At 68.2% G+C, this 26,743-nt stretch carries 19 protein-coding genes, 1 pseudogene and 1 riboswitch; of the genes and pseudogenes, 8 read left to right on the top strand and 12 right to left on the bottom strand.

Annotation, left to right across the window (positions count from 1 at the left end; translation table 11 throughout):
• The 7 genes and pseudogenes from IRZ30_RS02450 to IRZ30_RS02420 form a co-directional block, all read right to left on the bottom strand.
• A pseudogene (locus IRZ30_RS02450) lies at positions 1–564 on the bottom strand (hypothetical protein); the annotation flags it as partial.
• Positions 565–976: 412 nt separating this feature from the next.
• Positions 977–1,705, bottom strand: coding sequence for a phenylalanine--tRNA ligase beta subunit-related protein (locus tag IRZ30_RS02445; RefSeq protein WP_294082552.1), 729 nt, complete (start codon positions 1,703–1,705; stop codon positions 977–979).
• A gap of 17 nt (positions 1,706–1,722) precedes the next feature.
• Positions 1,723–2,328, bottom strand: a complete 606-nt coding sequence (pyrE, locus tag IRZ30_RS02440) for an orotate phosphoribosyltransferase (RefSeq protein WP_294082550.1) — start codon at positions 2,326–2,328, stop codon at positions 1,723–1,725.
• A gap of 27 nt (positions 2,329–2,355) precedes the next feature.
• Positions 2,356–5,598 carry a carbamoyl-phosphate synthase large subunit gene (gene carB, locus IRZ30_RS02435; protein ID WP_294082548.1) on the bottom strand — a complete coding sequence of 1,081 codons (3,243 nt, stop codon included), beginning with the start codon at positions 5,596–5,598 and terminating at the stop codon, positions 2,356–2,358.
• 8 nt (positions 5,599–5,606) lie between these two features.
• Positions 5,607–6,767: a glutamine-hydrolyzing carbamoyl-phosphate synthase small subunit gene (gene carA, locus IRZ30_RS02430; protein ID WP_294082546.1), complete on the bottom strand. Its 1,161-nt coding sequence runs from the start codon at positions 6,765–6,767 to the stop codon at positions 5,607–5,609.
• Positions 6,760–8,049 carry a dihydroorotase gene (locus IRZ30_RS02425; protein WP_294082545.1) on the bottom strand — a complete coding sequence of 430 codons (1,290 nt, stop codon included), beginning with the start codon at positions 8,047–8,049 and terminating at the stop codon, positions 6,760–6,762. The genes carA and IRZ30_RS02425 overlap by 8 nt, the downstream gene beginning before the upstream one ends.
• A 570-nt stretch (positions 8,050–8,619) precedes the next feature.
• Positions 8,620–10,125: a hypothetical protein gene (locus IRZ30_RS02420; RefSeq protein ID WP_294082543.1), complete on the bottom strand. Its 1,506-nt coding sequence runs from the start codon at positions 10,123–10,125 to the stop codon at positions 8,620–8,622.
• A gap of 398 nt (positions 10,126–10,523) precedes the next feature.
• On the opposite strand from IRZ30_RS02420, the gene IRZ30_RS02415 reads away from it, so the two are divergent.
• The gene (locus IRZ30_RS02415) at positions 10,524–11,339 is read left to right on the top strand and encodes an N-acyl homoserine lactonase family protein (protein ID WP_294082541.1); all 816 of its coding nucleotides are present in this window, start codon (positions 10,524–10,526) and stop codon (positions 11,337–11,339) included.
• Between the two features lie 37 nt (positions 11,340–11,376).
• Entirely contained in the window at positions 11,377–12,672 is a 1,296-nt protein-coding gene (locus IRZ30_RS02410; protein ID WP_294082539.1) for a hydroxyacid-oxoacid transhydrogenase, read from the top strand.
• Here the strand turns inward: IRZ30_RS02410 and IRZ30_RS02405 are convergent.
• Positions 12,663–14,993, bottom strand: a complete 2,331-nt coding sequence (locus IRZ30_RS02405) for a DEAD/DEAH box helicase (RefSeq protein ID WP_294082537.1) — start codon at positions 14,991–14,993, stop codon at positions 12,663–12,665. The two genes, IRZ30_RS02410 and IRZ30_RS02405, sit on opposite strands and share 10 nt — an antisense overlap.
• Before the next feature lie 261 nt (positions 14,994–15,254).
• A riboswitch (cobalamin riboswitch) is annotated at positions 15,255–15,330 on the top strand.
• 154 nt (positions 15,331–15,484) lie between these two features.
• Here IRZ30_RS02405 and IRZ30_RS02400 point away from each other — a divergent pair.
• The 6 genes from IRZ30_RS02400 to recA all read left to right on the top strand — a co-directional run bounded on the left by IRZ30_RS02400 (position 15,485) and on the right by recA (position 21,982).
• Positions 15,485–17,008, top strand: a complete 1,524-nt coding sequence (locus IRZ30_RS02400; RefSeq protein ID WP_294082535.1) for a prenyltransferase/squalene oxidase repeat-containing protein — start codon at positions 15,485–15,487, stop codon at positions 17,006–17,008.
• Positions 17,008–17,748: a hypothetical protein gene (locus tag IRZ30_RS02395; protein WP_294082533.1), complete on the top strand. Its 741-nt coding sequence runs from the start codon at positions 17,008–17,010 to the stop codon at positions 17,746–17,748. Before IRZ30_RS02400 ends, IRZ30_RS02395 begins: the two co-directional genes overlap by 1 nt.
• Positions 17,745–18,752 carry an energy-coupling factor transporter transmembrane component T gene (locus IRZ30_RS02390; protein WP_294082531.1) on the top strand — a complete coding sequence of 336 codons (1,008 nt, stop codon included), beginning with the start codon at positions 17,745–17,747 and terminating at the stop codon, positions 18,750–18,752. The genes IRZ30_RS02395 and IRZ30_RS02390 overlap by 4 nt, the downstream gene beginning before the upstream one ends.
• Positions 18,749–20,389 (top strand): ABC transporter ATP-binding protein, encoded by a 1,641-nt coding sequence (locus IRZ30_RS02385; protein ID WP_294082529.1) that lies wholly within the window; start codon positions 18,749–18,751, stop codon positions 20,387–20,389. Before IRZ30_RS02390 ends, IRZ30_RS02385 begins: the two co-directional genes overlap by 4 nt.
• Before the next feature lie 90 nt (positions 20,390–20,479).
• Positions 20,480–20,809 carry a cyclic-di-AMP receptor gene (locus IRZ30_RS02380; RefSeq protein ID WP_294082527.1) on the top strand — a complete coding sequence of 110 codons (330 nt, stop codon included), beginning with the start codon at positions 20,480–20,482 and terminating at the stop codon, positions 20,807–20,809.
• A gap of 114 nt (positions 20,810–20,923) precedes the next feature.
• A complete protein-coding gene (recA, locus tag IRZ30_RS02375; protein WP_294082526.1) occupies positions 20,924–21,982 on the top strand; it encodes a recombinase RecA in 1,059 nt (352 codons plus the stop codon).
• 404 nt (positions 21,983–22,386) lie between these two features.
• Here the strand turns inward: recA and IRZ30_RS02370 are convergent, their stop codons facing one another.
• The 4 genes from IRZ30_RS02370 to hisA all read right to left on the bottom strand — a co-directional run bounded on the left by IRZ30_RS02370 (position 22,387) and on the right by hisA (position 26,738).
• Positions 22,387–23,667 carry a C40 family peptidase gene (locus IRZ30_RS02370; protein WP_294082524.1) on the bottom strand — a complete coding sequence of 427 codons (1,281 nt, stop codon included), beginning with the start codon at positions 23,665–23,667 and terminating at the stop codon, positions 22,387–22,389.
• A gap of 424 nt (positions 23,668–24,091) precedes the next feature.
• Positions 24,092–24,856 (bottom strand): imidazole glycerol phosphate synthase subunit HisF, encoded by a 765-nt coding sequence (hisF, locus tag IRZ30_RS02365; protein ID WP_294082522.1) that lies wholly within the window; start codon positions 24,854–24,856, stop codon positions 24,092–24,094.
• A gap of 6 nt (positions 24,857–24,862) precedes the next feature.
• Positions 24,863–25,990: a hypothetical protein gene (locus IRZ30_RS02360; protein WP_294082520.1), complete on the bottom strand. Its 1,128-nt coding sequence runs from the start codon at positions 25,988–25,990 to the stop codon at positions 24,863–24,865.
• Positions 25,974–26,738, bottom strand: a complete 765-nt coding sequence (gene hisA / locus IRZ30_RS02355; RefSeq protein WP_294082518.1) for a 1-(5-phosphoribosyl)-5-[(5-phosphoribosylamino)methylideneamino]imidazole-4-carboxamide isomerase — start codon at positions 26,736–26,738, stop codon at positions 25,974–25,976. Before hisA ends, IRZ30_RS02360 begins: the two co-directional genes overlap by 17 nt.
• Between the last annotated feature and the right edge of the window lie 5 nt (positions 26,739–26,743).

The raw sequence follows: 26,743 nt of genomic DNA, 5'->3' as shown, positions 1-26,743 counted from the left end.
ACCCAAGGCATCAACATGGACCCAGACGTCCTGCGATACGCGTTCGAGGCCCGGCAGGTCCCCAACCGGCTGGACGAAATCGTCTTGAAGCATTTGATAGACGGTTGTCGGCCCTACCGTCAGCACGTCCGCGACCGCCTGCCCCGACTGCTGCTCGACCCGCACGCGCTCCAGGGCTTCACTGGCCCGCATCGTTGAGACATCAACGCGGATCTGGAAATCCTTGCTGAACTCCTCGGCCGCGAAACCAATGCTGGGCAAGGCACCGCCATGGCCGTCGTACAAGACCAGCTCGCCCTCGTGTTTCGCCTGTGCAATGACGTCGTCCCACGCCCCGGTCTCAGGCGACGCCGCCGGAGTCGCCGCCGCTTCCGTCGCTGCCGTGGGGGATACTTGAGGCTGTGGCGTGGGCGTGGCTGCGCTCGCGGCCTGCGTTGTTGACTGGGCCGTAGTCGGTGTCTGGTCCCCTCCACCGCCACAGGCCGCCAGCAGACTGCCGATCCCTGTACCAACCGTAAGCAGTACGCTGCGCCGGATCAGTTCCCGCCGGGATAGTCGGGACATAGACCCTCCTTTCGATTGAACGGAGCGACGGCATTATAGGGGTGCCGTCAGAAGAGTGTCAATCCACGTATCGGACAAACAATCGTGTTGATGCCTATTTCTGGAAAAACTTGAACGATCATTTGCGCAGTGCGCTGAGTACGCCCCGTGCCGGCTACCACTAACTGGCGGGCCGGGGGCACCTCATCGATGGCCTGGCTGCGGTACAAGAGTTCGGCAGCGACCGGCAAGGCGCCAAGCACCACAGCGAGCGGACACCGCTGCGTCATACACGGCGGATGTGCTGCGTCCGGGAAATGTGGGCGTGACTGAGCTCGATCCGGTCACGAGAGAAAGTGACCCGGCGATGATCCCATGTCGCGGTATGAGTGTGACTGTCTGCCCGTCTGGCTGGGGCGCCCAACGGCCGGTTTCAGGAGCGGCGATCAGGGCTGATCACTCGGCGGGCGACGCGGAGGTCGGGGGCGAACCGTGACAGGTGGTTGATCAGGTCATCGGCCGCCGCATGGAGTGCCTCGTCGGTCATGGGCTTGAGCACGTCGAGGACGAAGAGCGCCGCGGTGGTTTCGTCCCGGAGTTGGGTGCGGCGCGCCTGGCGCCAGTTCCAGCGCCGGCAGGTCACACCGGCGTCGTCGCACCACACGACTTCCCCGGGTTCGGGGTATTCGATTACCACCTCGCCATCCGCCACGGTGTCGAACGGCTCCTCGCCGGTGGCGCGGATCAACCGGGGTGAGCCGCGGTAGCAGTCGAGGTCCTCGCCGCCGGCCGGAACCTGATGCAGGATGGACACCGCATTGTAAACGTCGGTCAGCCGGTTCACCCGGGGCAGGCCCGACGCCGCGCGGCGAAGCAGCGCTTCCAGGCTGTTGCGGGTGCGCTGCGGCTTGGCGCCGAACGCCCGGTACGCCTCGCGCCACGCGGCCACGTGCGGGATGTCGGCCACCGTCCGGTCGCGGAGCAACGCACAGGCCGCGGCCTCAGCCTCCCGGAGCAAGGCCTCACTCGTCTCGTCGCTCGGCCCGGGAACGAGCCCGTCGACGGCGATCAGCAGCGCGCGGTAGTCGGGCCGGAGCGCGAAGACCGCATCGTCGACGTGAGCGCCATCGAGGAATGCCTGTAGTGCCTGGAGGTCATGCATCGACACACTCCGCCGTGCTACGCGGACGTCGGCGCGCTCCCGCCGGACGCCGTGGTCCCGGGCTTGACCAGCGGCACGCCTTCACGGCAGAGGGGGCAGTCGTCCGGCTCCCAGGTGGCGATATCCATGCGCGACAGTGCCAGAAGCGGCACGTCGAAGGTCACCCGACCGCCGCTGCGATCCACCAGCACGGCGATTCCCAGCACCTGGACGTCTTCCCGCTCCAGCGCAGCCAGCGTCTCACGGACCGACCCGCCGGTCGTGAGAATGTCGTCCACCACCAGTACCCGAGCCCCCGGCGGGAACTGGGTCCCGCGGCGGAACTCCCGCGCCGAACTGCCGTCACTTGCCCGCTCCGCGTAGGCAGCCGCCACGCCGAGCTGCCGCGCGACCTCGAAGGCGAGCAGGATGCCGCCGGTGGTCGGCCCGGCGACCACCTCGACGCCCCAGTCCTGCACCTGGCGCACGAACTCGCGGCAAGCCTGCTCGGTCATGCGGGGCTGGCGCAACAGGTCGAACTTCTCGATGTACTGACCACTGTGTCGCCCCGACGCCAGCAGGAAGTGGCCCTCTTTCAGTGCCCCGACCTCGCGAAGCAGCGTTTCGAACTCTGCCTCAGTCACCCGCTCCCCCTCCGTCGCGATCCGCTCTCAGTACCCGACTTGCACCCGCTGCCGGTAGGTGCCTAGAGGCTGGACGGCGTAACCGTTCGGCGCGCTCTCCAGTGTCTGGACGATGGCGCGGGCCGTGTCGGTCGAGGTGATGCACGGGATGCCGCGCTCCACCGCCGCGCGCCGGATCTGGAAGCCGTCGAGCACCTCGCGCTGCGCGGGGCCGGGCGTGTTGATCACCGCGTCCACCGTCCCGTTCAGGATCACGTCGAGCATATCGGGCGAGCCGGCGCCGATGCGCTTGGTGACCATCTGGACCGGAATGCCGTTGCGCTCGATCATGGCTGCGGTCCCCTCAGTCGCGTAGATGCGATAGCCCAGGCGCGCCAGCACCTCCAGCCACCCGACCGAATCCGGCTTGTCCTGGTCGGCCAGGCTGACCAGGATCGACCCGCGCGGCGGCAGCGCCATCCCGGCAGCGAGCAACGCCTTGTAGAACGCCGGGGCGAACGACCGGTCGATTCCCATTGCCTCGCCGGTGGACTTCATCTCCGGGCCGAGGTGCACCTCGACGCCGCGGAGCTTGGCCATTGAAAAAACCGGTGCCTTGACGGCCACCAGCGGCTGTCGGGGCCAGAGCCCGCCCTCGTACCCCTGCTCGCGCAGGCTGCGGCCCAGCATCGCGTTCGTCGCCAGCCGGATCATCGGCACACCGGTCGCCTTGCTCAGGAACGGCACCGTGCGGCTCGCACGCGGGTTCACCTCCAGCACGTAGATCCGCCCGGCATGGATCACGTACTGGATGTTGATCAGACCCACCGCCCCGAGCGCGAGCGCGATCTGGGTGGTGTGCTCCACGATCTTGTCCACCTCGCGCGGGTAGAGGTTGAGGCCCGGGTACACAGCGAAGCTGTCCCCCGAGTGGACCCCGGCGCGCTCGATGTGCTCCATGATGCCGGGGATCAGGACCTCCTTGCCGTCGCAGATGGCGTCGACTTCGACCTCCTTGCCCTGGAGGTATTTGTCGATCAGCACGGGGTGGCCGGTGTCGAAGGCGACCGATGTCTCCAGGTACCGAGCGAGGTACTCTCTGGTGTGGACCACCTCCATGGCGCGCCCACCCAGCACGTACGACGGCCGGACCAGCACCGGGTAGCCGATCCGCTCCGCCACCTCCATCGCGGCGTCCATCGACGTGACGGCATCACCCGGGGGCTGCGGGATCCCCAGGTCGGACAGGAAGCGCTCGAACCGTTTTCGGTCCTCGGCGATGTCGATGGCCTCCCGCGCGCTGCCGAGGATCGGCACGCCACGCGCGGCCAGCGGCTCGGAGAGGTTGATCGCCGTCTGCCCGCCGAACTGGAGGATGACCGGGACCTCCGGAGCGCTCCCGTTGCCGCCCGACTCGTGGCGCAGCACCTCGAAGACGCTCTCCTCGTCCAACGGCTCGAAGTAGAGCCGGTCCGAGGTGTCGAAGTCAGTCGAGACCGTCTCCGGGTTGCTGTTGATCATGATCGAGGCGTGACCGGACTCCCCGAGCGAGGTCGCCGCCTGGACGCTGCAATAGTCAAACTCGATCCCCTGCCCGATCCGGATCGGGCCGGACCCGACCACGACCGCCTTGGCGCCCGGGAGCGGCTCGGCCTCATCCTCTTCCTCATAGGTGCCGTAGAAGTAGGGCGTGGCAGCCTCGAACTCTGCCGCGCAGGTATCGACCATCTTGTACACCGGCTCGATCCCAGCCTCGCGACGGCGGGCCGTTACCTCATCCGGGGACAGGTTGGCGAGCGCGGCGATCCGCGCGTCGGAGAAGGCCATCCGCTTGGCCGTCCAGAGGAGTTGTGGAGTCAACTCCTCCTCAGCCAGGCGCCGCTCCATCTCCACCAGACCCGCCAGCTTCCGCGTGAACCAGGGGTCGATGCCGCTCAACCGGCTGACCTTCTCTGGGGACCACCCGCGGCGCAGCGCTGCCATCATGGCCCAGAGGCGCAGGTCGTTCGGCCGCTGGATCTGGTCCTCGAGCGCGCTCTCATTTTCGGACCAGAGCGGATCTTCCCAGCCCAGATCCTCCTGATCGGTCTCCAGCGAGCGCACCGCTTTCTGCAGCGCCCCCTCGAACGACCGATCGATGGCCATGACCTCGCCGGTGGCCTTCATCTGCGTGCCGATGGTGCGCTCGGCCCGGCGGAACTTATCGAACGGCCAGCGCGGGATCTTCACCACGCAGTAGTCCAACGCCGGCTCGAACGCCGCCGTCGTCTGCCGGGTCACCGAGTTCATCAGCTCATCGAGCCGCCGGCCGACCGCGATCTTGGCAGCAACGCGGGCAATTGGATATCCGGTCGCCTTGGAGGCGAGCGCCGAGCTGCGGCTCACGCGCGGGTTGACCTCGATGACGTAGTACTGCTCCGAGTTCGGGTCGAGCGCGAACTGCACGTTGCAGCCGCCCTCGATCCCGAGGGCACGGATGATCTTGAGCGCCGCCTTGCGGAGCATCTGGTACTCGCGGTCGGTGAGCGTCTGGCTCGGCGCGACGACGATGCTGTCGCCGGTGTGGACCCCCATCGGGTCCATGTTCTCCATGTTGCAGATGGTGATGCAGGTGTCGCTCGCGTCCCGCATCACCTCGTACTCGATCTCTTTCCAGCCGAGCAGGGAGCGCTCAAGCAGCACCTGGTTGATCGGGCTGGCAGCCAGCCCTGCGACGACGATGCGGTCTAACTCCTCGGGCGTGGTGGCGATGCCGCCGCCGGTGCCACCCAGCGTATAGGCGGGACGGATGATCAGGGGCAGCGGAACCTCGCGCGCGAACTCGCGCGCCTCGGTGAGGCTATGGACGATCGTGCTTTCGACCACCGGCTCGCCGATGTCGATCAGGAGCTTCTTGAACAGTTCCCGATCCTCGGCCTTGCGGATGGCGTCGAGGGGCGTCCCGAGCAGCCGCACGCCGTACCGATCCAGGATCCCCGCCTCAGCCAGCTCCACCGCGAGGTTCAGGCCGGTCTGTCCACCCAGCGTCGGCAGGAGGCCGTCGGGCTGTTCCCGGATGATCACACGCCGCAGGACGTCGAGCGTCAACGGCTCGATGTAGACGACGTCGGCTACGTCTTCGTCGGTCATGATCGTGGCCGGGTTGGAGTTCACCAGGACGGATTGAATCCCCTCCTCGCGGAGCGCCCGCAAGGCCTGCGTCCCGGCGTAGTCGAACTCCGCCGCCTGGCCGATCACGATCGGCCCGGAGCCGATCACCAGTACCTTCGAGATTGGCTTGGTCGATTGCACGTCGTCCGCTACTCCTGCACCCCGCTGATCCGCGTCCCCGTCGTCACCGGCGCCTCCGCTTTGGGACCCGCTGCGCGAACGCGGTCGAGAAATCGATCAAAGACATCCTGACTATCGAGCGGCCCGGGCGATCCCTCCGGATGGTACTGGATCGAGAAAAACGGCTGTGAGACGTGCTCCAGGCCCTCCACTGTCCCGTCGTTCAAGCTCACCTGCGACACACGCCAGCCCAAGTCGACCGGCACGCTCGCGGCGTCCACGTAGTAGCCGTGGTTCTGCGAGGTGATGCGCACCGCTCCGGTCTGGAGATCCTTCACCGGGTGGTTGCCGCCCCGGTGACCGAACTTGAGCCGCCGCGTTTCGGCACCGATCGCGCGGGCGAGCAACTGGTGTCCCAGGCAGATCCCGAGGAACGGGACCCCCGCGGCAAGAATACCCTGCACCGTCTCCACCGCGGCCTCGGCCTGTGCTGGATCGCCCGGCCCCGGCGAGGTGACCACCCCGTCCGGCGCCAGTGCCAGAATCTCGGAAGCCGGTGTTGTCACGGGAACGACGGTGATGCGAGCACCACGCCGCTTCAGCGACGAGATGATCCCCGCCTTCAGCCCGCAGTCGAGCACGACGACATGCGGGCCGGGGCCGTCGATCACCTGTGGCTCAGGCGTGGTGACGGTCGAGACGACCTCATGCTCACCCGGCGTCCACGCCCGGCGTGCCCGCTCGATCAACTCTTCATCGCTCCGCCCCGCTCGGTCGGAGACGAGCAACGCGCGCATCGCCCCGTGCCGACGGATGTGCCGGGTGAGGGCACGGGTGTCGACCGAGTGGAGCGCCGGGATACCGTGCCGTCGCAGATACTCCGCGAGCGTCCCGGTGGCGCGCCAGTGACTCGGCTCGTCGCAGTACTCGCGCACAATGAGCCCGGCTACCCAAGGCCGGCGCGATTGGTCATCCTCCGCGTTGACGCCGTAGTTGCCGATGAGCGGGTACGTGAGGCAGACGAGCTGCCCGTAGAAGGACGGATCGGTCGCGATCTCCTGGTACCCCACCATGCTGGTCGTGAAGACGGCCTCCCCCTCGGCGTCGACTTCGGCGCCGAAGGGCTCGCCACGGAAGATCCGACCGTCTTCGAGCACGAGTGCCCCCCGGGAGGCGAGAAACTCAGCCACGATACCGCACCTCCCCTGCGATCATGGTCAAGCGAACCGCACCCCGCAGCGTCATCCCGAGCAGCGGGGTGTTCTTGCTCTTCGACGCGATGGTCTCCGGACTGACAACCCACTCGGCAGCCGGGTCGAAGACGGTGAGGTCAGCCACGCTGCCCGGGCGGAGACTCCCGCCCGGCAGACCGAAGAGCCGCGCCGGAGCCGTCGAGAGGCGGTCGATCACCGTCATCAGTGGCAGCCGCCCAGCCTCGACGAGACGCCACAGCAGCGGCAGTGCCACGTCGAGACCAATCATGCCTGACGCCGCGCGCCGCAGATCGGTCGGCTTGTCCGGTGCGGCGTGCGGCGCGTGGTCGGTCGCGATCACGTCGAATGTTCCATCGGTCACGCCCTCCAGCAGCGCCCGGGCATCGGCTTCCGGCCGGAGCGGCGGGTTCACCTTGGCGTTCGGATCCGGACGCGGACCGGGCACGACAGTGTCCTCCCAGACGAAGCGACGCCGCCCGGCGACCCACTCGTCGGTCAAGAGCAAGTGATGGGGCATCACCTCAGCGGTGACCCGCACCCCATCGCGCTTCGCCGCCCGAACCATGCCGAGCGCCCTCGCGGTGCTGACATGGAGCACGTGCAGCCAGCCACCGGTCAGCCGCGCGATCTCGATGTCGCGCCCGGTGATGATCTCCTCGGCAGCGGCCGGGATACCGGGCAGGTCGAGCTCTCGCGACACGTCGCCTTCGTGCATCACCCCGCCGGGCGCCAATGTCCAGTCCTCGGCGTGCACCATGATCGGCAAGCCGGACTCGGCCGACCACGCCAGCGCCTGGCGCATGACCGCACTGCTCCGTGTGCTGTCACCGTCGTCGGAGAACCCGATCGCCCCCGCCGCGGCCATGCCCGCCCAGTCCGCCGGCTCCGTCCCGGCACGCCCGATCGAGATGGCGCCGATGGGATAGACGCGCACCGGCAGGCCGGCCGCCCGCTCGACGACGTCGGCGACCCGCTCCGGCGTATCGAGTGCCGGGTTGGTGTTGGGCATGCAGCAGACCGTGGTGAAACCGCCCCGCACCGCCGCGGCCGCTCCGGTCTCCAGCGTCTCCTTCTCGGGAAAACCCGGATCGCGCAGGTGAACGTGGACGTCGACCAGGCCGGGCGTCACCACCAGGCCGCTCGCATCGACCACCTCTGCGCCTTCCGGCTCAGGCAGACCAACCCCGAGCGCAGCGACCTGATCGCCCATCACCAGCACGTCCGCGACCGCGTCAAGTCCCTGCGAGGGGTCCACCACGCGGCCACCCCGGATCAGGATCGGGCGGCTCCTACGTTCTCCGTGTTCCACATACGAAAAAAGCCTTTGGGTTCGGCCGGAACCCAAAGGCCTTGACTGATCAACGTTGGATGGCTGGACGCCCTCGAATTGTTCTGCCGACTGGCGCAATCTGACCGTTCCCTGTGTTCGTACAACCCCGCCAGTTCTCAATCCGGCGAAGTATACCGCGCCCCACACCCCTGGTCAAGCACAGGCGGCAGCCGCACGTCCCCGCCCGCCGCCGGCTCGGGCGGCTGCCGACCGATTCAAGATGGTTGGCGTGAGGATCCCGCGTCGCGGCGTGCGCCCGGGCCTCAAGCCGCCGGGCTGAACATGGGTAAGCCCACTGAAGGGGCTACGATTGCTACAACCCGGCGTATTCGAATTCGGCCACCTACCGGATACTGCGTGCCTAACCCCGTCAAGGGGCTGCGTATTGTCAGCCCGGCCGCTCTAGCCCCGGGCACGGGCCTACCAGCGGACAACAGCCGCTTCACGCATGACGCATGACGTATGACGCATCACGCATCACGCATCACGCATCACGTCTCACCCCTCCTGCCGCGCGAACTGCCACGCGCGGACGGCCAGCACCGCGGCAATTCCAAGGAGGAGCGCGGGGACGACCAGCACGACGTCCCCGTGCGTGCGGGTCAGGCGCACCCAGAGGATGTCGACGGAGCCCCAGTCGATCTCAGCCCGCGGGCTCCACCGTTCCAGGAACTGCCAGGCGCCGTAGGGCGGGAAGGCGTCAAGCCGCCAGCTCCCCTGCGGCCCGTCGGCCAGCAGGCCGTAGCCACCCAATAGGTCGGTGACGACGCCGGGCGCCGCCCAGGTGATCCCGGCGAATAACAGGATCGCAGGGAGCCACCGCCGCGTCCGCGGTCCGAGCTCTGAGGCGCCCAGCCCGGCGAGCACGGCCAGCAGGGGAATGGCAGGGCCGAAGAGGCGCAGGCCCCAGTTCCAACCGCCCCACCACATCAGCCAGGTCGCCACGTTGACCAACTGCACGCCCGCCAGGGCGACCATCGCCAGCGCAACCCACCGGGAAGGGGTGCGCCACAGAGCCCGGAATCCGAGTGGGGCCAGCACCAGCGCCGGGAACTCCCAGATGATGCCTCGGGCCGGGCTAATCAGCACCCCGAGGACGCGCGTCCGGTCGGGCATCCGCCAGCCCTCCTGCGGCTCGTACCCAGTCACGAAGGGAGAGCCGAAGCGCGCCCAGTTCACCAGCAGGGTGATGGCGAACGCCACGCCGTAGAGCCCGACTACGGGCAGTGCCGCCCGGAAGCGGATCGAAGGCCGCTCGCCCGGACGTCGGTCCAGGGCAACCAGGGCGAGCACCGCCGGCACCAGCAGGCTACCCTCGACGGGGCGCGTCAGAACCGCGTACCAGACTGCAAGGGACGCGAGCCACACGTCCCGCCGTGCCCCGGTCCGCCTGAACCGCGCCGCGGCTAGGAACGCCGCAACCCAGCACAACCCCTCCAGCGGCTGGGCGAAATCGCCCTTGGCGTAGACAAACGCGGAAGAACCCAGGCCATAGAAGAGCATCGCCCAGAGCCCGGCACAGCGCGAGCCGCCCAATTCCGCGACCAGTCGCGCCACGAGGTAGGCAGTCACGGCGACGACGACGGCATGCACCCAGGCCCCGCCCACGGTGTAGAGCCGGTCGAGGTAGAGCTCGCTCCAGTAGAACTGATCGAGCGGCTCCGGCCGGGTGAGCGAGACGGGTGTGCTCTCGCCGAACCAGCGACGGAAGAGCAGGATGCCGGGGAGGTACAGCAGCGACAGCCCGATGCCGTACTTGCTGTTCCAGACGGGGTCCGGCTTCCAGATCCAGACAGGGGTCTCGAAGCGGATCGAATGGTCGAAGGCGATGGCCCACGCCTGCCGGTACATAAACAGGCCGTCCATGCTGTACAGTCGCCCGCCCATGACCGCGAAGTAGACGCACGCGAGCGCCACCGCGATGAGCACCTCGACCCGTCGCCGCGAGGTTCGCTCGGTCGACGTGTGAAGCCGCTCCTCCGGCCTCGCCTTCAGACCCGTCACCGTCGTCCCGCTTCCCTGTTCACCACCTGATCCTGGCCTACACCCAGCTCACAGGCCGAAGCACGGTCAGGCACCCAGTTCGACGGCCTCCTCACCGTCCCGGCGGGAGACTACCACGACCACGGCTGCCTGCACCGGGAAGCCATGGTGGAGGCAGTCTGCCCCTCGGCGCGGCGGTCTCGGACCGCTGCCCACCATGATGACACTCCACGACCTGCGCTGACGAAAAGGCACATCTGGCCCTTCCCATTCCCATCGAGGCTTTACTTTCCGTGTCGCGAGCGTATACTGGGATCAACACCACAACCCAACAGCAAGGAGGCAGAGCGGAAGGCCGGCACCGCGTGAGCCTCGCCTGCTTGTCGCTACATCGCACCCGTGCAGGAAGGAGCTCGGCCGTGAAACTCTTCGTCCTCGACAACGGCACGCTCGACCTCGACCTCGCCTGGCTGGTGCTCAATCCGCACACCGGCACCGTCGACAACCCCAATCCGCCCGCGGAATGGGTAACCATCCCGACCTACACCGTCCTGATCGAGCACCCGAAGCTCGGGTGGGTTCTCTACGACGCGACCTGCCACCCCGAGTGGGACCAGCGCTGGCCAGAGGCGCTGCGCCCCGTCTTCCCGTACCGCGCCAACCCCAAGCAGCTCCTGCCCGCGCAGTTGGAACAGCTCGGTCTCCGAATGAGCGATATCGACATCGTCGTTATCTCCCATCTCCACGTGGATCACTGCGGCTGCCTCGACTTCTTCCGCGGGACCAAGGCCGGCAGCCGGGGGATCATCGTCCACGAGGACGAACTGTCGCACGCCTTGAAGGTGACCCACACCGGCCCACTTGACTTCGCCGGCGCCTACGCCAAGATCGAGTTTGACCTGCCGAACCTCAACTACGACGTCATGATGGGCAACCACCTCGAACTGGCGCCGGACCTGCACCTGTTCCACTGGCCGGGCCACACGCCGGGCCTGATCGGCATGGTCGCCCATACGCAGCACTCGGGCACGTTCATCTTCACCTCGGACGCCATCTACCTGGAGCGCAACCTCAACGAGTGGCGGCTGTCGGGTATCGTCTACGACACGGTTGCCTACTATCGTTCGATGTACGCCATCAAGCAGATCGCGCGGAAGTACGAGGCCACAATGGGCTTCGGGCACGACATGGAGGCATTCCAGCGGCTCAAGAAGGCGCCCGAATACTACGAGTAGCCGCCCGCCACACGCCAAACAAGAGAGGAGGCACGCCGTGGCGACCGAGCGTCTCATCCCCACCGAGACGATCATCGCGCTCGACACGGTCCCGATCCGCTTTGGCCTCGGCGCGACCGAGGAGCTGGGATTCGAACTCGACCGGTTCGGCATCCGCCGCGCCATGCTCGTCACCGACCGGAACCTGCGGCAGTTCGGTCTCGTCGACAAGGTGGAGAGCATCGCCCGCGACGCCGGCGTGGAGCTGGAGGTCTTCGACCACGTTCACGTCGAACCGACCGATGTCTCGCTGCGCGAGGCCATTGCCGTGGCGCGCAAGAGCCGGCCGGAGGCGTTCATCTCGCTCGGGGGCGGCAGCACGATCGACACCGCCAAGGCGATGAACCTCTTCAGTACCCACGAGGGGGAGCTGCTCGACTACATCAACAAGCCGATCGGGGCCGGCAAACCGGTCCCCGGCCCCCTCAAGCCCCACATCGCGCTCCCGACGACGGCCGGGACCGGCAGCGAGACGACGCCGGTCATCGTCCTCGACCTGCTCGACCAGAAGGTCAAGACGGGCATCTCGCACCGCTACATTCGCCCGACCGTGGCGGTGATCGACCCGCTCAACACGCTGCACTGCCCGCCGCTGGTCACCGCCTCGGTCGGCTGCGACGTGATCTGCCACGCGGCAGAGTCGTTCACGGCCCGCCCCTACGACACCCGGCCGCGGATTCCCAACCCGGCGGAACGCCCGGCCTACATCGGCTCGAACCCGATTGCCGACCTCTGGAGCCAGCAGGCGATCCGCTGGTGTGCCACCTACCTGCGGCGGGCGACCTACAACCCGCTCGACATCGAGGCGCGGAGCTACATGCTGCTCGCCAGCACCTTCGCCGGGATCGGCTTCGGCAACGCCGGCGTCCACATCCCGCACGCCATGGCCTACCCGGTCGCGGGGATGGTCAAGGAGTACTGGCCGCCGGACTATGACGTCGATGAGCCGCTGGTGCCCCACGGGCTGTCGGTCATCATCAATGCACCGGCCGCCTTCCGCTACACTGCGGCGGCGTGGCCGGAACGCCACGCCGAGTTGGCGGAGCTGCTCGGAGTCGACACGAGTGGAATGCCCGTGCGGGAAGCCGCCGAGGCAGCCGCCGACGCGATCCAGCAACTGATGCGGGACGTAGGGATCCCCAACGGGCTGGAGGAGCTGGGTTACGATGAGGGCGACATCCCCGGCCTCGTCGAAGGCGCGATGAAGCAGCAGCGCTTGTTGGTCGGCTCGCCCCGACCGGTCGACGCCGATGCATTGGCCGGCATCTTCCGGGACGCGATGCGCTACTGGTAGTCGCCCGTGTGCTCGATGCCACGCCCGCGCCCGTTGGCGCTGGACGGCGTATCGCGCATGACGCGGAGGAGCGCCATCGTGTTGGCCTTTCCGGAAGCTCCGACCTCCGTCATCGGCCCGACACACGACGGGCAGCCCGATGGGCAACCGCAGGCACGCACCAGGTCGTAGGCTGCCCTGAGCAGTTCATGATGCAGGTCGTAGAGCTTCTGGCTGAAGCCGATTCCGCCGGGGATCTGGTCGTAGACGAAGATGGTCGACCGCTGCGTGAAGGGCGAGCGCACCTGCGGGTAAACACCGATGTCGCGCGGGTCGCACATGAGGAAGAGCGGCGCGACGTTCCCGATCACGTTCGCCAGGCCGATCAACGCGCCTTGGAGGTCGGCCGAGCGCATGCGCCGGGTCCAGTGCTCCGGTAGCGAGAACCAGTAGGCAGAGGTGTGCATCTGCTGTTCGGGCAGGTGGACCCGGCCCCAGCCGATGTTCTCATGGGTGTACAGCTTGATCTTCTTGTACTGGGTCACGATGGCGCCGACCAGCACCTCGCCGTGGTGTCGCTCGGCCCAGGGCTCGCCCTCTGAGAACTGCTCGATGACCTGCACCCGGACCGACAGGCTCGCGTCGGTGTAGTAGTCCACGTCGACGGGGTGGACGTAGGCCTTCTTCTCGTCCCAGTCGAGGCGGTCGACGTGATACTGCTGTCCCTCGTGCAGGTAGATGGCGTCCGTGTGGACAAGCATCGGCGCCGCGAAGCTGTCGACCTCGCCGATCACCCGCGGCTTGCCCGGCTCCCCGGTGTCGATGATGACGACGTTGTCGCGCGCAGCCGTGCGTAGGCTCACTTCTTCAGCGGGGTAGGTGTCGGCCGTCCAGTACCAGGTATCGCCCGCGTGGTGGAGCACCCGCTCCTCCTCGAGGTACTCCAGCACCTCCGTCGGGTCAACGGTTCCAAACTGCTGGCCGTCCTTGAACGGCAACTCGAACGCGGCGCACTTGAGGTGGTCCACCAGCACCAGCAGGTTGTCCGGGTTGATCAACCCATGCTCGGGCGGGCGCTCGAAGAAGTAGTTCGGGTTCTGCACGATGAACTGGTCCAATGGGTTGGACGACGCGACCAACACCGCCAGCGACGGCCCATCGCGTCGCCCGGCGCGCCCGGCCTGCTGCCAGGTGCTCGCCACCGTGCCGGGGTACCCGGTCATGACGCAGGCATCCAGCGAGCCGATGTCGACCCCCAGCTCGAGTGCGTTGGTCGACACCACGGCGCGGACCCGCCCCTCCCGCAGGCCGCGTTCGATCTCGCGCCGCTGACGCGGCAGGTAGCCGCCACGGTAGCCCCGCACGCTCTCTTCGCTACGGATCCCCGGTGGCAGCGCCTGGCGCAGGTAGGTCAGCAACACCTCCGCCGTCACTCGCGCCCTGGCGAAGACGATGGTGGGGACCCCAGCCCGCACCAGCTCGCTGGCAATTCGCGTCGCCTCGAGCACGACCGACCGCCGGATGCCTAACTGCTGGTTCACCACCGGCGGGTTGAAAAAGGCGAAGTGCCGCGGACCGTGCGGTGCACCGTCTCGATCGATGACGTGCACCTCCTCCTCGATCAGCCGCCGCGCCAGCTCCTCCGGATTGGCGATCGTCGCCGACGCCAGGATGAAGACCGGACTTGACCCGTAGTGCTGGCAGATGCGCTTCAGCCGCCGGATCACGTTGGCCACGTGCGAGCCGAAGACACCCCGGTAGCCGTGCATCTCGTCGATCACCACAAATCGCAGGTTCTCGAAGAGGTTGTGCCACTTGGTGTGGTGCGGCAGGATGCCGGAGTGCAGCATGTCGGGGTTGGTGATGACCACGTGGCCCGCCGTGCGGATGATCCGCCGGATGTTCGCCGGGGTGTCGCCGTCGTAGGTGTGGGTCTTGATGTCCGCTCCGGCGGCCTCGATCAGCGCGTGGAGGTTGGCGTATTGGTCCTGGGCGAGGGCCTTGGTCGGGAAGAGGTAAAGCGCACGCGCCGTCGCGTCCCGCAGGATCGCGTCGAGCACCGGCAGCGTGTAGCACAGCGTCTTGCCCGAGGCCGTCCCGGTGACCACGGCGGTATGCCGCCCCTGACGCACGCTGGCAAACGCCTCAGCCTGGTGGGAATAGAGCTGCTCGATTCCCCGCGCGCGCAGCGCCGCGACGAGGCGGGGTTCCAGATCCTCCGGAAGCGGTACCATCTCCGCCGGGCGTTCGGGGATCGTTCGCCAGGCCGTGAGACATTCGGCGAACCGCGATTCGAACCGCAACCGCTTGATGACGGCTTCCAGCCCGCTCTCCTGCTGCACCGGCCTCCCCTCCCGGCCCAGGTGTGCCCCGCGTCGGGCACACGAACATGTTTTCTATTCTCGCCGCGATTATAGCACCGGGTGCCCGTCGCCCCCGTTTGCGCCGTCCGCGTGGCCTGCTCCGTCAGCGCCGCGCGGTGCTTGACGTGGTCACGAAACGGTGCCATATTACGCTTGTCCACACCGTGGACAGGAATGTGGACAGGAATGGAGTATCCCCTACGGCAGCGGGTACCGGCCGAAGCGCGGCCGGTCCACCCGGGGGAACACCGGTGCAAGTCCGGGGCTGTGCCGCAACTGTGACGCCGCGCCGAGGCGCGGCGAAGCCAGATTACCCGCCGCTGCCGTGTCCGAACCGCCTCGAGCCAAGGAGGGAGGACACCAAGGTGCCCACGCTACGCCGAACCTAGCCCCCCAATCGCTCACCTCTGAGCGGCCTCATTACGAGGACGCAGACGGTTCTTTGTCTGCCGTACACTGGGGGGACTTCCATGCAGCGAACGATCACGACCCTGGTGCTGGCGAGCCTGCTCTGGCTCGTTATGGCGCCTGCCGCGCGCGGGAGCCCCAACCCGGAGTTGACCCGCGCGGTTGACTGGCTGCGTTCCCAGCAGCAGCCGGATGGCGGGTTTGCCGGAGCGACGGGTGCCAGCGAGCCGGGGATCACCGCCGACGCCGCCCTCGCCTTCGCCGCGTCCGGGATCGACCCGGACCTCGTGGCTGCGGGCGGTCCGTCGATCATCGACTACCTGCGCACCACTGCCGGCGACTACGCCGGTACCGTGGTCGGTGCCGCGAAGTTGACGCCGGTTGCGGTCGCCAGCGGTGTCAATCCGCGGGACTTCGGCAGGGTGGACCTGCTCGCGCGCATCTTGGCGCACCTGGACCAGACCACCGGCCTGTTCGACCCGCAGCCTGCGAACCATGCCTTTGCCATCCTGGCGCTGGAGGCTGCACGGGAACCGGTCCCGGCCGCCGCGGTCGACGCGCTGATCGCGGCCCAGGCTATGGATGGCGGCTGGTCCTCGGGTCAACAGCAACCCGCTCGCCGGAGCGACAGCCGCGCGACGGCTCTCGCGATCCAGGCGCTTGTCGCGGCCGGGAAACGGGGCTCCACCGCGGTCGATCGCGGCATCGGCTACCTCCTGGCTGCGCAGACCGACGACGGTTCATTCGTCTCCCAGGTCGGCGCCGACGTTCCGGCCGTGGGTGATGCGACCTCGACGGCGCTGGCAACCCAGGCGATGCTCGCGGCGGGAGAGCGCGCCACGTCGGACACGGTGGCGGCCGGAATCGCCGCGCTGGAGCGCCTGCAGAACGACAGCGGCGCGCTGCGGGCCCGGGACGACGTGCCCAGCGACAGCCTGCTCGCCACGGCACAGGCAGTCCCGGCGCTGGCCCTCCAACCGCTCCCGATACCCGCGCGCCCGGATTTCGGGCGCCGCACTGCCATGGAGCGCGCGATGCAGCCGGCCTCGCCCAAGGAGGGTTGTGCCTACTACGCGGCGACGGGCCACAACCTATGCGCGGGGTTCCTCTCGTACTGGCTCGCGTACGGCGGTCTGGCCGTCTACGGCTATCCACTCACCGAGGAGTTCGTCGAAAACGGCCGGACGGTCCAGTACTTCGAGCGCGCCCGCTTCGAGTGGTATCCCGGTATGGCTCCGGAGCGCTTCGACGTGCTGCTCGGGCGTATCGGCGCCGAGCAAGCGGCCGACCGTGCCGGGTCGCCGTCCTTCGCTCCCGCCGAGCCGATCCAGCGACCGGACTGCCTCTACTTCCCCCAGACCCACCACAACCTCTGTGGCGGGTTCAACGAGTACTGGCAGCGCTACGGCGCGCTCTCGGTCTACGGCTATCCCATCAGCGAGGAAATCGTCGAAAACGGACGCACAGTTCAGTATTTCGAGCGGGCGCGGCTGGAGTGGCACCCAGGGACCGCGTGGTCGCACTACGACGTTCTGGTCGGGCGACTGGGTGACGAGCTGCTGACCCACTCCCGTGAGGTGAAGTGATGAAGAACGACACCATTCTGCCTCCCGGCCGCTCCGGGTCGGGACGCCCGGCTGTGTTGCTTGCGACCCGCGTGTTCGGCGCGCTGGCGGCGCTCGCCCTACTCGCCGCACTCACGTTCTCCCCCAGCGCCCGAGCCGCCGACACCAACGCGGCGGGACTGGTGGTCCGCCACGGCGATGGCCGCCTGGTTTACGTCTACGTCGAGTTCACCGAGCCGGAGATCACTGGTACGGAGCTGCTGAACCGATCCGGGCTGGCTACGGAGGTCACCGCCTTCAGCGGGCTCGGCACGGCCATCTGCTCACTCGACGGCGAGGGCTGTCCCTCCGACGATTGCTTCTGCCACAGCGACGAGAACCCATCCAACTACTGGCAGTACCTCAGCCTGACGCCGGACGGCAATTGGAACGTCGAGATGAACGGCCCGGACAACCGCGTCGTCCGCGACCGCGATGTGGATGGGTGGTCCTGGGCAGCGGACGATCCCCAGTTGCCAGCCATCACGCTCGACGAGATCGCTCGCCTCACCGGCGCGGACCGCCAGGGTGGCGACGGCGCCGCACCGGCGGTGCTGGCCGTCGAGGTGGACCCGAGCGGCAAGGTCACCGCACGCACAGGAGCACCGGACGACGACGGGTCGATGCCCACGTCCTACCTGGCCTTCGGCGCGCTGCTGATAGCCGCTGTAGGGGTGGCGATGGTCACCGCGCTCCGGCGGCGAAGCGGGAGCGAGTCATGAGCCAGCGCGTGAACCCGGTTGCCTGGGTCGCCTGGGCGGGTGCGGCGGCGCTGCTGGTCGTCACCACCCGCAACCCGCTTTACCTCCTGCTCGCCACGGCGGCCCTGACGGCGGTCCTGCTCTCGCTGGACCGCCGCTCGGTGGCCCAGGCCGCTTGGGGGACCGTGCTCCGCGTCGGGGCGGTAGTCGCTGCGGTCAGCGTACTGTTCAACCTGCTGACCGTCCACACCGGAGACCGGGTGCTCGCTCACCTGCCCGACGCGATCCCCATCGTGGGTGGGCCGGTGACGCTCAACGCCCTGGTCTACGGCCTCGTTTCTGCGCTAGCGATCTTCGATCTCCTGCTGCTGGCCGCAGCCTTCAGCGCGGCGGTCGACCGGGCGGCGTTGCTCCGGCTGGTCCCTGGCCCACTGGCGGCCGTCGGGGTCGCAGCCATCATCGGCCTGAGCATCTTCCCGCAGACGCTCCGCGCCGTCCGGGAGGTACGCGAGGCCCAGATGGCCCGAGGCTTCCGCATCCGCTCGATCCGCGACGTGCCGCCGCTCCTGGTTCCTGTCCTGACCCTCGGCCTTGAGCACGCCTTTGACCTGGCCGAGGCGATGGAGAGCCGCGCGTTCGGTGCCGGACGCCTGGCGCGCATTCCGGCCCGTTGGGCCATCGTTGGGGTTGCGGTCGCCGCCGTGGCAGCCGTGGCGGTCGGACTGGGGTACCGGTTCGCGGCCGCCGTGTTCCTCGTCCCCGTCGTTGCGCTAATCGTGGCAGTGCGACGGGGAGCACACGGGCGCAGTCGCTACCGTGCCCTGACCTGGGACTGGTCTGATGCCGCCGTGCTGGCGACGGCAACGCTCGGCGCGCTCCTCGTTGTGGCCTCCATCGCAAGCGCCGCCCTGAGCTACTCACCCTATCCGCGCCTCACCTGGCCGTCGTTCGCGCCGGCCCCCGGTGTGGCAGGGCTCCTGATCGCAGCGCCCGCGCTGCTCCCACACGGACGGCGGCCGGCATGATCCACCTCGACCGGCTGACCTACCGCTACCCACGGCGCTCGACGCCCGCGCTCAGCGCCATCACCGAAGAGGTGGCCCCCGGCGCCTACACCGTCGTGGCCGGCCCTTCCGGCGCGGGGAAGTCGACCCTGCTGCGCACGCTCAACGGGCTGGTGCCCCACTTCTACGGCGGCGCCTTCGGCGGCCGGGTTCTGGTTCAGGGCATCGACACCCGCGAGGCACAGCCGGCCGATCTTGGCCGAATCGTCGGCTTCGTGGCCCAGGACCCCGAGCGACAGACGGTGATGGACCGAGTTGAAGACGAGATCGCCTTCGGGCCGGAGAACTACGGGCTGCCACGCCAGGAGATCCGCCTGCGCGTGGAGGAAGCGCTGGACCTGCTCGGCATCGCGCCGCTCCGCGACCGCGAAATCGCGTCCCTCTCCGGCGGCGAGCGCCAGCGCGTCGTGATCGCCGCCGCGATGGCAATGCGCCCTCCCGTGCTCGCACTGGACGAGCCGACGTCGCAGCTCGACCCCTGGGGCGCCGAAGCGGTCCTCTCCGTGCTCGACCGCCTGCACGCAGACCTCGGGACGACGATCGTCATCGCCGAGCACCGCCTGGAGCGTGTCCTCCCGGCGGCCGAGCGCGTCCTGCTGCTCGGCTCGGAGGGGAGCGTCGTTACGAGCGGCCCACCTCGCGCTGTGGCCGCTGCGCTGCCGTATCCTCCCCCGCTCGTGCGGCTGGGGCTGGCACTCGGCTGGGACCCGCTCCCGCTCACGGTGCAGGAGGCGCGCCGCATGGCGCAGGGCATGCCGCGCCCGGTCGCCCCGCAGGGCGACCCACCCGCGGGTGGCGATGTCGTCCTGGAAATGCAGGGAGTCACGTTCCGCTACGGCGAGAGAACGACGCTGCGTGACATCACCACCGTCTTCCGCGAGGGAACCGTGACCGCCCTGATGGGCCGGAACGGCGCCGGGAAGACCACCCTGCTCAAGCACCTGAACGGCCTGCTGCGCCCGCAATCGGGTCGCATCCTCTTGCGCGCTCAGGACATCGCCGGCACCGCCACGCCCGACCTGGCCCGCACCGTGGCCTACCTGCCCCAGAACCCCGGCGCGATGCTGTTCAACGAGACCGTTGCGGCCGAGGTGCGCTTCACCCTACGGGCGCTCGGTGTGCCCGGAGACGTCGGCCCCGCCCTGGAGATGGCAGGGGTAGCCCACCTCGCCGCACGTAACCCGCGCGACCTCAGCACCGGCGAACGGCAGCGTGTGGCCCTGGCCGCTGTGCTGGCCGCCAAGCCCGCGGTTCTCCTGCTCGACGAGCCAACCCGCGGGCTCGACGGTGAGGCGCGGGAGCGCCTGATCGCGCTGCTGCGACGCCTCGCCAGCACCGGCACCTGCATCGTCATGGCCACCCACGATGTGGAGCTGGCGGCTGTCTGCGCCGACCGCGTGCTGCTCCTTGGCGACGGGGAGGTCGTGGCGGACGGCCCGCCGCGCCAGGTGCTGACCGGCTCCCTGACCTACGCCACCCAGGTCAATCGGGTCTTCGGCGGCCGTGCGTTGGTCCTTGAGGACATCCCCGGCGTCGTAATTCACGAGGACGCCACAAGCGCCTCGGAGCGCATCGCGCCGCCTGTTGCCGGTGGTTGATGCCTCCCGTATACTGCGAGCAGTTGGCCCCCGAGACATGCAGGCCGTGCTGAGGGCGAATCTCCCGCAGCCCGATCGAGGGGAGCCGAGATGAAGCTCATCGTGGCGGTCGTCCAGGACGAAGACGCCGACAACCTCGTCGGCGAACTGGTGGCGTCCCAGTATCGCGTCACCCGCATCAGCAGTACCGGCAGCCTGCTACGCACCGGAAATACGAGCCTGCTGATCGGCGTTGAGGACGCCGAGGTTCCGCGGGTGCTGGGGATTATCAGTCAGGTCTGTCGCCGTCGCACGCAGGTCGCCGTGCCGTACACCCCTGCGCTGGAACCGGGGCTCCTGTTCCTCAGCGACAGCTTCGAGGTGGAGGTCGGCGGCGCGGTCGTTTTCGTCTTGGATGTGGAGCGGTTCGAGCGACTCTGACCCTGTACGGACGTTGACGCGAGTCCCTTCGGTTTCGTATGATTAGGGCCGGAATAGAACATTTTTTCTAGGATGGCGAGCACACAGTCCGACGCAGAAGAGAGGCAGCGGCGAATGTCCGAACGAGACCGAGCGATTGAACTCGCCATGGCGCAGATCGAGCGCCAGTTCGGCAAGGGGTCGATCATGCGCATGGGCGAGGCAGAATCGCGCCTCCAAATTGAGGCCATCCCGACCGGCTCGATCGCCCTCGACCTCGCGCTGGGAGTCGGCGGTATCCCGCGCGGCCGCATCACCGAGATCTATGGCCCAGAGTCGAGCGGGAAGACGACGCTGGCACAGCACATCATCGCCGAGGCGCAAAAGCTGGGTGGTGTCGCCGCCTACATCGACGCCGAGCATGCCTTCGACCCGGTCTACGCCGAGCGCTGCGGCATCAAGCTCGACGATCTCCTGATCTCTCAGCCCGACACCGGCGAGCAGGCGCTGGAGATCTGCGAGACGCTGGTGCGCAGCGGCGCCCTCGACGTGATCGTCATCGACTCGGTCGCCGCCCTGGTCCCGCGCGCGGAGATCGACGGCGATATGGGTGACGCTCACGTCGGCCTGCAGGCTCGGCTCATGAGCCAGGCGCTGCGCAAGCTCACCGGCGCCATCAGCCGGTCGCGCACCGCCGTCATCTTCATCAACCAGCTCCGGATGAAGATCGGCGTGATGTTCGGCAACCCGGAGACGACGACCGGCGGGAATGCGCTGAAGTTCTATTCGTCGGTCCGGCTCGACATCCGGCGGATCGAGACGATCAAGCAGGGTCAGGAGAGCATCGGTATCCGGGCGCGGGTCCGCGTCGTCAAGAACAAGGTCGCGCCCCCGTTCCGCCAGGCCGAGTTCGACATCATGTACAACGAGGGCATCTCGGCCATCGGCAGCATCATCGACGTCGGGACCGACCTCGGCATCATCCGGAAGTCGGGCGCCTGGTTCTACCTGGGCGAGGAGCGACTCGGCCAGGGCCGTGAGAACGTCAAGGAGTTCCTGAAGGCGAACCCGGACATCATGCGGGACATCGAGCAGCAGATCCGGGCCGCCTCGCCGGAGCTGCGTTCCCGCATCAACTACGACGGCGCATCCGCCGAAGCCGAGGAGCTGGCCGAGGACGAGGTCCTCTCCTAGCCCACGCCGGGCACGTCTAACGCTCTCAACCGTAAGAGCGGCCGTCCAAGCGCCCGCCCAGGTAGCCATCATGGCGAGCACACTCCCGCTCAGCCGTAGCTACCCGGGCGGGCGCTGTCGTGCCCCGGAGGACTGCCACCGGACGGCCAGAGAGCGCACCCACCAGGGTCACGAGCACGCCCATCCAAAGGAGTCCGTCCCCGGGTCCTGACCACCAGTGCGGGCCAGCGCGGACACGCCCACCCCGACGTCCACAGCACAAGCAGAGTCAGACCAAGAGGTGTACCTGAATGCTTGAATCGGGTGGCACCCGGGGGGCGAAGCCTTCATACTCCACACAGACATGAACGGACCCGCCTCTCGGGGCGGGTCCGTTACATTCTCCGTTGGGATGGTCGCTCCGGCTAGCCGACGCGGCGCGCCGTGTAGTAGCGGGGGCTCCAGTAGGAGTCCCACAGGTTGCTGATGATCACGCCCGTGCTGGCATCCGCCGCGTGGATGAACTTGCCGTCGCCGATGTAGATCCCGGTATGCGACAGCCCCCACTGGTAGGTGTTCTGCTGGAACACGATGTCGCCCGGTCGCAGATCGCTCGGGTCGACGTAGCTCCCCGACACCACCTGGCTCTCCATCGCCCGCGGGAAACCGCCACCCAGTACCTTGTTGACGACGTAGTAGGTGAAGCCGGAGCAGTCGAAGCCGGCCGGCGTCGTGCCGCCCCAGACGTACGGGTAGCCCAGGTACTTCATCGCCTCGGCGACGATAGCCGCGCCGATGTCGCTGGCCGGAGCCGAAGCCGCCGGCTCCTCGTTACCGCCTGCCAACGCGGGGGCCGGGGCCTGCGTCGGCTGGCGGTCGGTCGGCGCCAGGTACGCGCCCATCATCCAGCCGCGAATGCCCTTGTAATCGACGCCCCACCAAGCGTCACCCGCGCCGTCGTAGCGCGGTCCGTCGATGACATGGACCACTTCGCCCTCGGCGGCCACCGTTTGAATGCCCGCGCCGTAACCCACGTCGTTCCGCAGGTTCAGGCCGGCGCCACCGGTGTTCACGACCTCGGCGTTCCCGCCGACCACGATGCTCGACGAAGCCGCCGGCGCCGGGTTCGACACCTGCACCGCCTGGGGAGCAGCACCGGTGTTACCCAGCGACAGGTAGCTGCGGGCCGCATACCCCGTCAGCCCGCCGTAGCTCACCTGGGCCCACGTCATGCCCTGATCGTCCGTCTGCTCCGGACCTGCCACATTCACGTGCGCCCCTTCGGGCATCACGGTGAGGGTCGCTGCGCTCAGGCTCGGGGCCTCACGCAGCCGGAGCCCGTTCCCCTCGGTCCCGGACACGACAACGACCTGGCCAGCCGAAAGTGGCGGCAGGGTCAGGTAATCGCTGACGATCCAGCCCAGAGTGCCGTTGACTTCCACGTTGTACCAGACGGACCCGTCCGGTGCGGTGTTCGGCCCTCCGATGACATTGATTGTCGAGGATTCGGAGACAGTGAACAGGATTGGGGCATCGTACCCGACGGCGCCACGCAGGTTGACGCCGAGACCATCTGTGTTCGCTACGATTGCCTGTCCACCGATGACGAGGTTGGTATCCGCGGCGACTGGCGAAACCCCCGTCACAGCCACCGCCGCAGCGAGAGCGACACCACCGAGCAGGTGGCGTCTCTTTCGAACACCCAATCGTCCTTCCCTCCTGGAGTCCGTGTGGCCGGCAATACCAGTTGTCCCACTGGAGGTGGGAAACCAGTGCCTGAACCCTCCTCCAATCTCGCGGTGCGCCGCGGGTGGTCATGCATCGAGGTCCCCTCTCGATGCGCCCGCTGCGCCCGGACCGGTGCGCCGCCACAGGCCTCACGCACTTCACCCCGCCCGGCCCGCTGGCTGCGGGCCTGCGCTTCCGGATCCCCGGCCCGGATTAGCATTGCAGACAGGATGTCGTGCGTCGGCGCCGGCAGTCACGTTGCTGGTTGCGCTCCCCCGAGTGCCACCAACAGACTGCCGTATAGGTCGCAGGCTAGCACATGCGCTTGTTCCTGTCAATCATGTGACAGCGCGTCAGCACCGAATACGCAACGAATGGCGCGAACGTACGCACTGTTCGTGATTAATGCCCCAGTCGAACCGGGACGCCACGAGCCGCCAGATAGGCTTTCGCCTCCGCGATCGTGAACGTTCCGTAATGAAAAATTGACGCGGCAAGGACGGCCTGCGCCTTGCCCTCCGTCAATGCTTGATACAGGTGCTCGAGGGTTCCCGCTCCTCCCGAGGCGATCACCGGCACGCCGGTCGCCTCGGCCACCGCGCGGGTCAGCTCGAGGTCATACCCGTCCTGGGTGCCGTCGGCGTCCATACTGGTCAGCAGGATCTCGCCAGCGCCCAACTCCACGCCGCGCCGCGCCCATTCCACGGCATCGAGGCCGGTTGGAACCTGACCTCCCCGGGTGTAGACCTCCCAGCCCCCGTCCGGCCGCCGCCGGGCATCGATAGCCAGCACCACGCACTGGCATCCGAACCGCTGAGCGCACGTGGCGATCAGCTCCGGGTTGGCCACCGCCGCGCTGTTCACGCTGACCTTGTCCGCGCCCGCGCGGAGCAGCCTGTGCATGTCGTCCGCGCTGCGCACCCCACCCCCGACGGTGAGCGGGATGAAGACCTGACGCGCCGTCTCCCGCACCACGTCGACGATGGTGTCACGATCCTCGCTGCTGGCTGTTATGTCGAGAAAGACCAGTTCGTCCGCCCCGGCCTCGTCGTAGCGCCGTGCCAGCTCGACCGGGTCGCCTGCGTCGCGCAGCCCCTGGAACTGGACGCCCTTGACCACCCGCCCCGCCTTCACGTCGAGGCAGGGAATAATGCGCCGCGTGAGCATCTGGAACTACTCCCCGGTCCGGTCCTGCGGTCGGCCGCCCGCGTCCTCCCGCTCGACATCGCGCCGGGCCTCAACGACGGCTTCCAATTCCTGCTGCGCCTGCTCGAACCGCATCCGCGCCCGCTGTTCGTGGAGGTACCACAATTCGCGCCGCAGCCGGCGATCCACCTGGTGGAGCTCCTCCAGCCGGATCTCGATCATCTGCATCCGGTAGGCCAGGTCGCGGTCGACCTCCTCCATCTGGTCGGCACGCTGGACGACGCGCTCGAAGCGCATATCGTTACTCTGCTGGAGATCGCGGACCTGTGCGTCGAACTGCTGGCGAAGCTCTTCAATCCGCTCCGCCATGAGCTCGTCGCGCTCCACGGCCTGGGTATGGAACCGATCGATCTCGCTCTCCAGGCGCTCCAGGATCTGCCCGATCGCTTCGAAGTGCGGGTCGATCTCCTTCATCGCCTCGCGGAGTTCCTGGAGTTGCGCCTGCACCGCGGCAACCCCGGCCGCCTCCTCTTCGATCCGCGCTTCGACATTGGAGACCTCCTGAACGATCTCCGCGACCCGACGCCGCAGTTCTTGCTCGACGATCCGGACCGCGTCGTCCGTGCGCATCAGGTCTCGCTGTAGCCGTTCGACCTCGGTGCGCAGCGCGTCCAGCGAGTCGCGCAGGCCCTGGGAGACCGCCACCTGCCGCTCGCCGTGGGCGCTGAGGTGGTCGATCAGGGCACGCAGTTCGTCGTAGCGCTTGGTGTCGTGCCCTACGTCCTCCCGCTGGCGGCGGACCGTCTCCAGAAGCTCGCTCACGTGGGCCTGGAGTGAACGGATCGGACGGGCGACATCGTCGATCCGCTGGTTAAGATCAGTCAGGGCCTGCCGGAAGCGCGCCTCCTCGAGCTGGCGCGCCTGGGCCGCCTGGGCGACCTCGTGGCGGTGCTGCTCAAGGGCGAGACGATGCTGTGCCAGGGCGGTCTCAGTGGCCTTGATCTGCTCTTCCTCGCGGAGCTGGCGGCTCAGCAACTCGCGGGTGATCTGCCGCAACTCGTCGATCTGTGCCTGCAGCCCCTGGATCTTGGCCTCTTCGCGCTTTCGCCGATCGTCCTCGCGGACGCTGTCGGCCAGGTCAGTGCGCGCGCTCATGGTCCTCCCCCATACCCGGCAACGACGTGGCAGGCTCCACCCACCAGTCCTCGGCACTCCGGATCGTCAACGCCCCGGTGTACAGGGCCTGCCCGACGATAGCGGCCTCCACCCCCGCGATGGCGGCCAGACGCTCGACATGGTCACGGCAGGCCACGCCGCCCGACGCGATGACCGGCAGACCGACCCGCGCGATCGCTGCGATCGCCGCGAAGTTCGGCGCGGTCAGCGTGCCGTCTCGCTCGATGTCCGTGTAAATCACCCGCGGGACCCCCGCATCCCGCGCCTGGGCGATCACATCCTCGGCGGCCAGATCGGACGTCTCCTCCCACCCGCGTACCGCCACCCGGCCGCCGCGGGCGTCCACCCCGAGCACCACCCGCTCGGCGCCGAACCGCGCGACCGCCTCACCCAGCAGCGCCGGGCGCTCGACCGCGGCGGTTCCCAGCACCGCGCGGCTGACACCGGCCGCGAACGCCGCCTCCAGGTCAGCCAGGCTGCGCAGACCGCCACCCAGCTCGACCGGCACCCCCACCTCCGCGATCGCACGCACCAGATCGAGCTGCACCGGCTTGCCGGCCCGCGCGCCGTCCAGGTCCACCACATGGATCCAGCGCGCACCCAGGTCCGCCCACCGCCAAGCCACTCGTACCGGGTCGTCGTCATACGCGGTCTCGCGATCGAAGTCTCCCTGCACCAGGCGGACGCACCGCCCACCGCGCAGGTCGATCGCGGGGATAATCAGCATGTCTG

It is taken from the genome of Sphaerobacter sp., from assembly GCF_019683595.1.
In the GTDB taxonomy this organism is placed as follows: Bacteria; Chloroflexota; Chloroflexia; order Thermomicrobiales; family Thermomicrobiaceae; genus Sphaerobacter.
This window is presented reverse-complemented; position numbering and strand designations above follow the sequence as displayed.

What these genes read in the sequence shown, in the direction of transcription:
- IRZ30_RS02400 (WP_294082535.1), top strand. Translation starts at nt 15,485, where the DNA reads ATGCAGCGAACGATCACGACCCTGGTGCTGGCGAGCCTGCTCTGGCTC.
- hisF (WP_294082522.1), bottom strand. Translation starts at nt 24,856, where the DNA reads ATGCTCACGCGGCGCATTATTCCCTGCCTCGACGTGAAGGCGGGGCGG.
- IRZ30_RS02385 (WP_294082529.1), top strand. Translation starts at nt 18,749, where the DNA reads ATGATCCACCTCGACCGGCTGACCTACCGCTACCCACGGCGCTCGACG.
- IRZ30_RS02380 (WP_294082527.1), top strand. Translation starts at nt 20,480, where the DNA reads ATGAAGCTCATCGTGGCGGTCGTCCAGGACGAAGACGCCGACAACCTC.
- IRZ30_RS02390 (WP_294082531.1), top strand. Translation starts at nt 17,745, where the DNA reads ATGAGCCAGCGCGTGAACCCGGTTGCCTGGGTCGCCTGGGCGGGTGCG.
- hisA (WP_294082518.1), bottom strand. Translation starts at nt 26,738, where the DNA reads ATGCTGATTATCCCCGCGATCGACCTGCGCGGTGGGCGGTGCGTCCGC.
- IRZ30_RS02395 (WP_294082533.1), top strand. Translation starts at nt 17,008, where the DNA reads ATGAAGAACGACACCATTCTGCCTCCCGGCCGCTCCGGGTCGGGACGC.
- IRZ30_RS02445 (WP_294082552.1), bottom strand. Translation starts at nt 1,705, where the DNA reads ATGCATGACCTCCAGGCACTACAGGCATTCCTCGATGGCGCTCACGTC.
- IRZ30_RS02360 (WP_294082520.1), bottom strand. Translation starts at nt 25,990, where the DNA reads ATGAGCGCGCGCACTGACCTGGCCGACAGCGTCCGCGAGGACGATCGG.
- recA (WP_294082526.1), top strand. Translation starts at nt 20,924, where the DNA reads ATGTCCGAACGAGACCGAGCGATTGAACTCGCCATGGCGCAGATCGAG.